Origin of the sequence: Allocoprococcus comes, assembly GCF_013300725.1 — a bacterium.
GTDB lineage: Bacteria > Bacillota > Clostridia > Lachnospirales > Lachnospiraceae > Allocoprococcus > Allocoprococcus comes_A.
On sequence record NZ_JAAIMM010000072.1, the window covers coordinates 1 to 1,663 of the forward strand.

Below are 1,663 nucleotides of genomic sequence, written 5' to 3' on the forward strand. Positions count from 1 at the left end.
GAGGGCACTGAAAAAGTAGATAGTACCGCCTATGTTTGATATAATATAAATATCAAGTATAGGCGGTGTTTTTATGATTGAACAACAACAGAAGTTAGTACTTAGTCCTTACATGGAAATATATGAACTGGTGGTTCCAAAAGACAATCTGCTTCGTCATATAAAAGAACTGGTTGATTTTAAATTTGTTTATGATGAATTGATTGATAAATATTGTCTTGATAATGGACGTAATGCAGTTCCGCCTATTCGAATGTTTAAGTACTTGCTTTTAAAAGCTATCTATGATTTATCTGATGTTGATGTTGTAGAACGTTCTAAATATGATATGTCATTTAAATACTTTTTGGATATGGCACCAGAAGAAACTGTTATTAATCCCAGTTCTTTGACAAAATTTCGTAAACTACGTTTGAAAGATATGAATCTGTTGGATATGTTGATTTCAAAGACGGTTCAGATTGCATTGGATAAAAAAATAATAAAATCAAAATCTATTATCGTAGATGCTACTCATACGAAATCAAGATACAATCAAAAAACGCTCCGACAGGCACTTCAAGAGCAATCAAAAAAACTACGACGTGCCGTTTACGAAGTGGATGAAACAATGAAGAAAAAATTTCCAAACAAAAATACGGAAGATTCTCTTGAAAAAGAGTTGGAATACTGCAAACAACTACTTTCTATTGTAAAAGACAATGAAGACATATGCAGTTACCCTAAAGTGCAGGAAAAGCTAAATTTATTGGAGGAATCTGTCAATGATGATCTTGAACATTTGGAAACTTCAAAAGATAATGATGCAAGGATAGGACACAAAACAGCGGATACTTCTTTCTTCGGATATAAAACACATATAGCTATGACAGAGGAACGAATCATTACAGCCGCAACCATTACCAGTGGTGAAAAAACAGACGGAAAAGAATTGTCAACTTTGGTTCGGAAAAGCAGAGCTGCGGGAATGAAAGTTGAAACTGTGATTGGTGACAAAGCCTATTCAAGTAAGGAAAATATTGATGCTGCAAAGGATAATCATTATGAACTTATCTCCCGGTTAAACAGTATTGTTACCCAAGGAAATCGTACAAAGCCAGATGAATTCGAATTTAATAAAGATGCTGGAATGTATCAATGCAAAGCAGGGCATTTGGCAATTCATAAATATCTTGACAAGCGAAAAACAGAAGGAAAGAATCCTCGAATGACATACTTTTTCGATGTAGAAAAATGTAAGAGATGTCCTTATAAAGCGGGTTGTTATAAAGAAGGAGCAAAAAAGAAAACCTACACAGAAACACTAATTTGTGATTCACATAGTGAGCAGGCTCAATTTCAAGAAACTGAACATTTCAAAGAAATGGCGAAAGAACGCTATAAAATAGAGGCAAAAAATAGTGAATTAAAACATAGACATGGTTATGACATTGCGTCATCATCAGGTCTTATTGGCATGGAAATGCAGGGAGCTATGACTATATTTGCAGTAAATCTCAAGAGAATTATTAAGCTAATAAGTGAAAAATAAAAAGAATTCGCATGCAAGACAAGAAATCAGCAATAGAAAGAACGGAAAATCCACCAGAATAAGTTTAAACTGGTGGATTTTATATGTGCATTATAATTTGAAATTTAAAGCGGTAGGTTTTTCAGTGCCCTC

General features: G+C 33.7%; 1 protein-coding gene. It reads left to right on the forward strand.

Going from position 1 to position 1,663, the window contains the following annotated elements:
- Positions 1 to 73: 73 nt before the first annotated feature.
- Positions 74 to 1,531: an IS1182 family transposase gene (locus tag G4407_RS15990; protein WP_173689667.1), complete on the forward strand. Its 1,458-nt coding sequence runs from the start codon at positions 74 to 76 to the stop codon at positions 1,529 to 1,531.
- Positions 1,532 to 1,663 lie beyond the last annotated feature (132 nt).